This window comes from Luteibacter sp. ME-Dv--P-043b (assembly GCF_030209605.1).
GTDB lineage: Bacteria > Pseudomonadota > Gammaproteobacteria > Xanthomonadales > Rhodanobacteraceae > Luteibacter.
On record NZ_JARVRT010000015.1, the window covers coordinates 88,660 to 97,715 of the forward strand.

Here is a 9,056-nt window from a genome sequence, read left to right on the forward strand (position 1 = left end):
GCCTATGGTCCGGATCGGAACGTTTCATTTCACAGCGGTTCCCGGCGGGCGGTAAAATGCCTCATCGCAAACAAAAAAACCAAGGAGAGTCGCAACATGGCCATCGATATCGGCATTGCCAAGAACGATCGTGAAACGGTTGCCGAGCACCTCTCGAAGCTGCTCGCCGATACGTACTCGCTCTACCTGAAGACCCACAATTTCCATTGGAACGTGACCGGACCGCAGTTCAACAGCCTGCATGCCATGTTCGAGGTGCAGTACAACGCCCTGTGGCTGGCCGCCGACGAGGTCGCCGAGCGCATCCGTATCCTCGACGTGTTCGCGCCCGGTTCCTACAGCCAGTTCGGCAAGCTCACCTCGATCAAGGAAGAAGCCGGCGTGCCGGACTGGAAAACCATGGTGGCCCAGCTGGTCGAAGGCCATGAAATCGCCGCCGCCACCTCGCGCGACACCATCCGTGCCGCCGAGACCGTGGGCGACGAAGGCACCGCCGACATGGTCACCGGCCGCCTGAAGGAACACGAGAAAACGGCCTGGATGCTGCGTTCGCTGCTCGCCTGACACCCTGGCGGCCCGCCCTTTCACCCGTGGCGGGCCGCGGTTTCTCTGAGGCCAGCCTGACCGGCTATGCTGCAATGCGTTGAGCCGGTCCCCTTCGTTGGTTAAGCTCCCCCGGTTACCATCTGACTCCACTCGGGGGCCGACCGGTCCGGGGATTGTTTTGAGCGCTGCCACCAAGACCGACCGAAGCCACCCCATCCTTGCCGCGCTGATCCTCGCGGTCCTCGTCGCTGGCCTGAACTTCGGCCTCTGGCTGGTCGCCAACCTGCCCAACGGGCCGAGCGACTGGCACGGGCCCATTCCCGGTTTCGCGTTCACCGCGTACCAGCGCTACCAGAATCCCATGAAGGGCGATTTCTCCACGGATCCGGAGATCGACAGCGACCTGAAGCTGGTGCGGCGTTATTCCCCGCGCATCCGCACCTACTCGATGCTGGAAAACCCCCAGACCATCCGCCTGGCCGCGAAAGAGGGCCTGGATGTCATGGCGGGCGCCAACATCGACACGCGCCTGGAAAACAACGAGCGCGAGATCGAAGCGCTGATCGCCCAGGCCAACCGCTACCCGAAAACGATCTCCCGCGTGATCGTGGGCAACGAGTCGTTGTTCCGCGGCGACATGAAGCCCGCGCAGATCATGGCCTACCTCGACCGGGTGCGCGCCGCGGTGCGCCAGCCGGTGTCGGTGGCCGAGCCGTTCCACGTGTGGATCCAGAATCCCGAACTGGCCGACCACGTCGACTTCATCACCGTCCACCTGTTCCCCTACTGGAACGGCATCGAGGCCCGTGCCGGCGTGGCCGATTCCATCGGCACGCGCAACGCCGACGGCAGCAACGACACCGAGGGCAGCTACCAGGCCCTGCAGAAGGTCTTCCCGGGCAAGCACATCGCCATCGGCGAGATCGGCTGGCCGTCGAATGGCGATCGTTTCAAGTACGCCTACCCCAGCGTGTCCAACGAAGCCATCTTCCTTCGCGAGTTCTTCAACGTCGCCAAGCGCAAGGGCATCGACGACTACTACGTGCTGGAAGCCATCGACCAGCCGTGGAAGGAAAACCTGGGCGAAGGCCGCACCGGCGCGTACTGGGGCATGTTCAACGCCGATCGCCAGCTGAAATTCCCGTTCACCGGCCCGGTCACCGAGGACGTGGGCTGGCCGTGGAAGGCGTTGGCCGCCTCGCTGCTGGCGTTCTTCCCCATGCTCTGGTTCGGCTACCGCTTCAGCCGCTTCAAGCTGATGGGACGCCTGTTCTTCATGGCGCTGGTGCAGCTGGCCTGCGGCCTGATCGTGTGGTCGGCCACCCTGCCCTTCAACTTCTACCTCAGCCCGTTCGACTGGGCGATGCTGATCCTGCTGTTCCCTGCGCAGATCGCCATCCTCAGCATCCTGCTGATCAACGGCTTCGAGTTCACCGAGGTGCTGTGGCGGCGCGAGTGGATTCGCCACGCCGGCATGCTGCCGAAGGACCCGGTGGAGCGGCAGCCCTTCGTGTCCATCCACCTGGCCTGCCACAACGAACCGCCGGAGATGGTCCAGGTCACCCTGGATTCCCTGGCCGCGCTGGACTACGAGAACTACGAAGTGTTGGTGCTGGACAACAACACCAAGGACCCGGCGGTCTGGGAACCGGTCAAGGCCTACTGCGAGCAGCTGGGCGCGCGGTTCCGCTTCTTCCATCTCGAACCGTGGCCCGGCTACAAGGCCGGTGCGCTGAATTTCGGCCTCACCGCCACCGACGAGCGGGCCGACGTGGTCGCGGTGATCGACGCGGACTACGTGGTCCGCGAAGACTGGCTCGCGTCGCTCACGGGCTACTTCCACGACGCCAAGGTGGCCGTGGTGCAGTGCCCGCAGGCCCATCGCGATTTCGAGAACAACCGCTTCCGCCGCATGACGGCCTGGGAATACGACGGCTTCTTCCGCATCGGCATGCACCACCGCAACGAGCGCAACGCCATCATCCAGCACGGCACCATGACCATGGTGCGCCGCTCCGCGCTCGAGGGCACCGGCGGCTGGTCCGAGTGGACCATCTGCGAGGACGCCGAGCTGGGCCTGCGCCTGATGCACGCCGGCTACGAGCTGGTCTATGTCGACGAGCTGATGGGCAAGGGCCTCACCCCTGCCGACTTCAAGGCCTACAAGAGCCAGCGCTACCGCTGGGCCTTCGGTGCCATGCAGATCCTCAAGGGCCGCTGGACCTGGATGACCCGCAAGGGGCCGTTGTCGGCCGGCCAGCGCTTCCACTTCCTCACCGGCTGGTTCAGCTGGTTCGCGGACGCGCTGCATTTCATCTTCACGATGATGGGCCTGTTGTGGACCGCTGGCATGATCTACGCGCCGCAGTACTTCAACCTGCCGATGCAGCTGTTTCTCATTCCGGTCATCGGGTTCTTCTTCGCCAAGGCCATCTTCGGCTTCGTGCTCTATCGCGCGCGTGTTCCGTGTAGCTGGTACGACACGATCATGGCCTCCGTGGCCAGCATGGGCTTGTCGCATGCCATCGCGCGCGGCATCCTGCACGGGCTGACTCGCGAGAAAACCGCGTTCGTGGTGACCGCGAAGAGCCGGCGCATGGGTGGCAGCAGCTTCGCCGCCTTTGCACCGGTGCGCGAGGAAGGCCTGATGGCCATCGCACTGCTGTGCGCCGTGATCGGCATGGCCCTGCACTACGGCACGGCATATACGGAAAGCGTGCTCTGGATGTTCATCCTTGCGGCGCAGTCCATTCCGTACGTGTCCGCCCTGGTCGGTGCGTGGATCGCACACCGCGCGGGCGACGAGGCGGGCTGATTCGGCCTCGTTCACCTTTGTGTATCGACCTTACACATCCGGCGCGGTAAGTTAGGCCGGATACAAGCCACGAACGGAACAGGACGCTCATGCGCCTTAAAAGACGCCATGGACTGCTGCTCCTGCCGTGGTTCCTCCTCCCCGGCCTGGTCCACGCGGGCATCGTGCTCACGGTGGACGGTGTCGACGACACCCTCAAGAGCGCGGTCGTGGCGGGTGTCGACCTGTCGCAGTACACGCAGCGTGATGTCACCGCCGCGCAGGTGCGCCGGCTCTACGAAAAAGCGCCCGAACAGGTCCAGGCCACGCTGCGGCCCTACGGTTACTACGAAGCCTCGGCCACGGGCGACCTGAAACAGGTCGGCAAGGACTGGCAGGTCACCCTGCATGTCGTGCCGGGCCTGCCGGTCAAGATCACTGCCGTTAACGTCACCGTGGACGACGATGCCGGCAAGGTGCCCGCAGTTCGTCGTGCCGTCCGCGGTGTTACCGCGTTGAAGGACCAGCCGATGAACGACGGCGCCTACGAGGGTGCGCGCGATGCCGTCAGCGGTGCGCTCACTGCCACGGGATACCTCGACGCGCGCCTGGTCACGCACACCGTGGAGGTGAACCGGGCCGAGCACAGCGCCACGGTGAACCTGGCCTGGGACACCGGCAAGCGTTACCGCTACGGCCATGTCGTATTCAAGAACTCGCAGTTCCGCGACGGTTTCCTCGATCGCTACGTGCCGTTCAAGAGCGGCGACTATTTCTCGCAGGGGCAGTTGCTGGACTTGCAGCAGGCGTTGAACGGCGCCGATTACTTCGCCGTGGTCAACGTCATCCCCGATACGGACAACGCGAAGGACGGCACCATCGACATCGCCGTGGAACTGGCGCCGGCCAAGCGCACCATCTACACGGGCGGCCCCTTCTACGGCACCGACACCGGCCCCGGTCTGCGCGGCGGCATCGAAAAACGCTGGATCAACGACCGCGGCCACAAGTGGAAGAACGAGCTGGTCGTGGCCCAGCGGCTGAAGACGATCTCCACGCTCTACCAGATTCCCCTGCCCGGCCCCAACCAGCGCAGCTTCAACTTCGGCGCCAATTTCCGCGATGCGGACACGGTAACCTCGCAGTCGCGCACGCTTCAGCTGGTAGCCAACGAAACCCGGCTCTGGCACGGCTGGACCCGCACCATCGGCGTCAGCGCGCTGTCCGGCACCTTCACGGTCGGCAAGCGCGGCGACGAAAGCGACACCGCCGAAGGCCTCGAGCACGGCCGCAGCACCCTGCTGTATCCGGAAGTCACGCTGAGCCGGAAGAAGGGCGACAACCCCACCTTCGTGCGCAGCGGCTGGTCGCTGACGCTGACCGCGCGCAGCACCGCCGGCGGCCTGCTGTCGGATGCGCGGTTCTCCCAGGTGATCGGCGACGCGAAGTGGATCCAGTCGTTCTGGGGCCGCAACCGCCTGATCCTGCGCGGCACCGCCGGCAAGATATGGACGGACGATTTCAGTGCCCTGCCCCCGCAGCTGCGTTTCTTCGCCGGTGGCGATCGCTCCGTGCGCGGCTACGATTTCGAGAGCATCGGCCCGCGTAACGCGTTCGGCCGCGTCATCGGCGGCGAAGGCCTGCTGGTGGGCAGTACCGAGGTGGAGCACTACTTCACACGCAACTGGGGCATGGCCGCGTTCGTCGACGCCGGCAACGCCTTCACCGGCACCGATTACAGCCCGCGCGTGGGCGCCGGCCTGGGTGTGCGCTGGCTGTCACCGGTGGGCATGATCCGTGCCGACGTCGGCGTGCCCGTCGGCGACAAGAACGAGCATGGCATCCATCTGCATGTCGTCATCGGGCCCGATCTGTGAGGAGCGTCCGCATGACATGGTTCGTCCGTATCGCCGTGGCGCTGGGCACGTTATTGCTCGTGGTCGTCCTCGGCGTCTGGTGGCTGGTCGGCAGCGCATCCGGCCTGCGCTTCGCGCTGGCCCGCGCGCAAGGCTTCACCGATGGCGCCCTCACGGTGCAACAGGCCGAGGGCCGCCTCGCCGGGCCGCTGGATATCACCGGCCTGCGCTACCGCGACGGCAAGGGCATGGATGTGCGCGTCGCCACGGCGCACCTGGACTTCGCGTTCGGTGCGCTGCTGCGCAAGCGCGCCCACATCTACACGCTGACCGCGGACGGCATCGATGTCGCCCTCGGACCCAGCCAGCCGGACACCCAGCCCTCCGAGCCCTTCTCGCTCGAGCCGCCGCTCGACATCGTGCTGGACCGGGTCAAGGTCGGCCATGTGCGGGTCGCCCAGGAAGGCAAGCCGCTGTTCGAGTCGAACTCGCTGGACCTGGCCGGCTCGTGGACGGCGGACGGCATCGCGCTCAAGACACTGGCACTGCGCGCACCCGATGGCCAGGCGGACCTGGGCGGCACGCTGGCGGTGGGCAAGCAGTACCACGGTGACGGCAAGGCGAGTTTCCGCTGGAAAGTCGGCGACATCGACTACGCCGGTGATATCGAAGCCCACAGCGATGGGTCCCGGGCGCACACCATCGTCAAGTTGACCCTGCCGTTGCTGGCGCAGGTGGATGCCAACCTGCAGCAGAGCGGGGATTTTCCCTGGACGGCATCCATCGATGCGCCGTCCTTCGATCCGAAGCTACTGCTGGGTGAGACCAGCCTGACGTCGCTGGCCCTGGCCGTGAAGGGCAGCGGCAACCGCTACGGCGCCAACCTCACGGGGGACCTGTCGCTCAACGATTACGTCGTGCGCCTGGCGCCCTTGAAGGCCACCTTCGATCACGACTACAAGCGCCTGACACTGGACGAACTGACCGTCGGCTCGCCGCAGGTCAAGGGCTCGCTCACGGCGAAGGGCACGGTGGACATCGCGGCCGCGCCCGTCTCGGCCGATCTGGCACTGAGCTGGAAGGACGTACTGGTGCCGGCCAACGTCGCCGGGCAGGACCTGGCCAGCACGGGACAGCTCGGCTTCAAGGGCAGCGCCGACGCCTACCACGCTGCCGGCGATGTCGATATCGGGCCGCCGGGACGGCTCGGCAAGTTCACCCTGGACGTGGACGGCACGCCGGATCTCGTCACGCTGCACACGGTGGAGCTGAAGCAGGCCAACGGCAACCTGGGCGCCAGCGGCACGCTCTCCCTGAAACCCGCGCTGGCGTGGAAACTCGACGTCAAGGGCAACCGTTTCGACCCCGGCCAGTTGCTGGCCGACTGGCCCGGCGCCCTCAACCTCGACCTCTCCACGGAGGGGCACCTCGTCGACGGTCAGCCCCTCGGCACGCTGGCCCTGCGCAAGCTGGACGGCACGCTGCGCCAGCGTCCGTTGCGCGGCAACGGCGAACTGACACTGAAACCGCATGAGGTGGTCAACGGCACGCTCGACCTCGCCTCCGGCGGCAGCACCATCCGTCTGGATGCCAAGGGCGACACCGCCAACGATGCCACGCTCACGCTCGCCATCGCGTCGCTGGGCGACTGGCTACCCGATGCCGGCGGCCGCGTGCAGGGCGACATCACCGCGCGGGGCAACCTGCCGAAGCTGGCGGTAACGGCGAAGCTGCGTGGCGGGGCCATTGTCTACGCCGGCCAGAAGATCGACGCGCTTACCGTCGACGCCGACATCCCCGATATCAGCGCACCCGGCGGCAAACTCGATCTCGTCGGTACCGGCGTCAACGCGGGTGGGCTGGCCTTCGACCGCCTTGCCGTGGACGCCGACGGCACGCAGGAAAAACACCAGCTCAGCATCGATGCCCGCGGCCGCCCGCTCACGGCCGGCCTGCGTCTCTCGGGCGCACTGCGTGACGGCGCCTGGAGCGGCACCCTGTCGGCGCTGGACCTCGATTACCAGGGCCTGCCGCGCTGGCGCCTGCAGAATCCCAGCCAGCTGGCCTACAAGGACGGCGCGGCCAGCCTCGGCGACCTGTGCCTTACCGCGGGCGATCCTCTGCTCTGCATCAACGCCCGCCAGGACAAGGCTGGCAACCTCGATGCCAGCTATCGCCTGCGCCAGGTGCCACTGGCGCTGCTGATGACGGCAGCCCAGGCCTCCGACAGCCCCATGCGCGCGGACGGCATCATCGAAGGCGACGGCACCATCCGCCGCACTGCCGCTGGTGCCCTGTCGGGGCAGGCCGATGTGCGCTCGGCCCACGGCACGGTGGCCTATGCAGATCGTGCGGACCAGCCGCTGGTGGTCTACGACAACCTGTCCGCCAACGCGCAGCTGTCACCCGGCAGCCAACGGCTCACCCTCAACGCCAACCTCGACCACGGCGGCACGCTCGCGGGCAACGTCTCGCTCAGTGGGGCGCAGCAGGCCCTCGGCGGCACCATCGCCCTGCACCTGAAGGACCTCGGCATCATCGAGCTGTTCACCACGGAAGTTGCCGAAGTGAAGGGCGGCCTCGACGCCGACTTCAACCTGGGCGGCACGGTGGCCGACCCGTCGATCACGGGCCAGGCCGTGGTGTCGGGCTTCGCGGCCGAGGTGCCCAGCGCCGGCCTGAAACTGAAGAACGGCCGCATCAGCGTCACCACCGCCGACGCGAAGAACTATGTGGTCGACGGCACCGTCGGCTCGGGCGACGGCACGCTGGGTATCAAGGGCACGGCGCTGCTGGGAACGGGCGCCACGATGCGGCTCGGCGTGACGGGGTCGAAGTTCACCGCGGTGGATATCCCGGCGGCCAAGGCGATCCTCTCGCCGGACCTGACCATCGTGCAGGACGCCAAGGGCATGAACGTCAGCGGCAAGCTCAATGTCGACCTGGCCGACGTCAACGTCGAACGCCTCCCCGGTGCTGGCGCGACCAAGGCATCTTCCGACGTCGTCGTGGTGGACGACAAGAAGCGCGAAGCCGCCGCCGAGGCGTCGCCCATCCGCGCCGACATCCGCGTCGATCTTGGCCAGAAGGTACACCTGGTCGGTTTCGGCATCGACGGCCGCATCACCGGGCAGCTCGACGTGCGCGAACGCCCGGGCCGCGCGACGACCGGCCAGGGTCAGATCGGCGTGGACGGCACCTACAAGGCCTACGGTCAGGACCTGAGGATCGAGCAGGGCCAGCTGTTGTTTGCCAGCACCCCCATCGACAACCCCGGCCTGAACATCCGTGCCGCACGCACCCTCAACCCGAACGCCACCGTCGACGAAGGCCAGAAGGTTGGCCTCTACGTCTCGGGCACGGCACAGCGCCCTATCCTCACGGTGTTCTCCAACCCGGTGATGGAACAGTCAGACGCGCTCTCCTACCTCGTCACCGGCAAGCCGCTGTCGCAGGTGAAGGGTGGCGAAGGCAACATGGTGGGCGCGGCCGCGCAGGCGCTGGGCTCCGCCGCCGGCGACCTGCTGGCCAAGCGCGTGGGCTCCCGCATCGGCGTGGACGATATCGGCGTGACCAACAGCGACGCCCTCGGCGGCGCCTCGGCATTCACGGTGGGCAAGTACCTGTCGCCGCGCCTCTACCTCAGCTACGGCGTCGGCCTGTTCGACCCCGGCCAGGTCATCACGCTGCGCTACCTGTTCAGCCACAAGTGGAATTTCGAGGCACAGAACGCTACCGATTTCAGTCGAGCTAGCTTGAATTACCGGCTCGAGCGGTGAGGGTTTGGGCAAGAGCATTGGCGTCTTGGAGCAAGAGCCGGCGGGTGCCACCCTCGCGGCCACGCCTGCGGCGACCCGTCA

Annotated in this window: 4 protein-coding genes; all 4 read left to right on the forward strand. The window is 66.6% G+C overall.

From position 1 onward, the window contains the following. Nucleotides 1-96 precede the first annotated feature (96 nt). Nucleotides 97-564, forward strand: a complete 468-nt coding sequence (locus tag QRN34_RS09600; protein WP_036136949.1) for a Dps family protein — start codon at nt 97-99, stop codon at nt 562-564. A gap of 154 nt (nt 565-718) precedes the next feature. After that, entirely contained in the window at nt 719-3,361 is a 2,643-nt protein-coding gene (locus tag QRN34_RS09605) for a glycosyltransferase family 2 protein (RefSeq protein WP_285404044.1), read from the forward strand. Between the two features lie 89 nt (nt 3,362-3,450). Then, complete coding sequence (locus QRN34_RS09610; protein WP_285404040.1) at nt 3,451-5,217, forward strand: autotransporter assembly complex family protein; 1,767 nt, start codon at nt 3,451-3,453, stop codon at nt 5,215-5,217. Between the two features lie 11 nt (nt 5,218-5,228). After that, nucleotides 5,229-8,975, forward strand: coding sequence for a translocation/assembly module TamB domain-containing protein (locus QRN34_RS09615; protein WP_285404041.1), 3,747 nt, complete (start codon nt 5,229-5,231; stop codon nt 8,973-8,975). The last annotated feature ends 81 nt before the right edge of the window (nt 8,976-9,056 follow it).

Bases quoted from the DNA above. Each gene is read 5' to 3' on its own strand.
- QRN34_RS09615 (WP_285404041.1), top strand. From the start codon at position 5,229: ATGACATGGTTCGTCCGTATCGCCGTGGCGCTGGGCACGTTATTGCTC.
- QRN34_RS09610 (WP_285404040.1), top strand. From the start codon at position 3,451: ATGCGCCTTAAAAGACGCCATGGACTGCTGCTCCTGCCGTGGTTCCTC.
- QRN34_RS09600 (WP_036136949.1), top strand. From the start codon at position 97: ATGGCCATCGATATCGGCATTGCCAAGAACGATCGTGAAACGGTTGCC.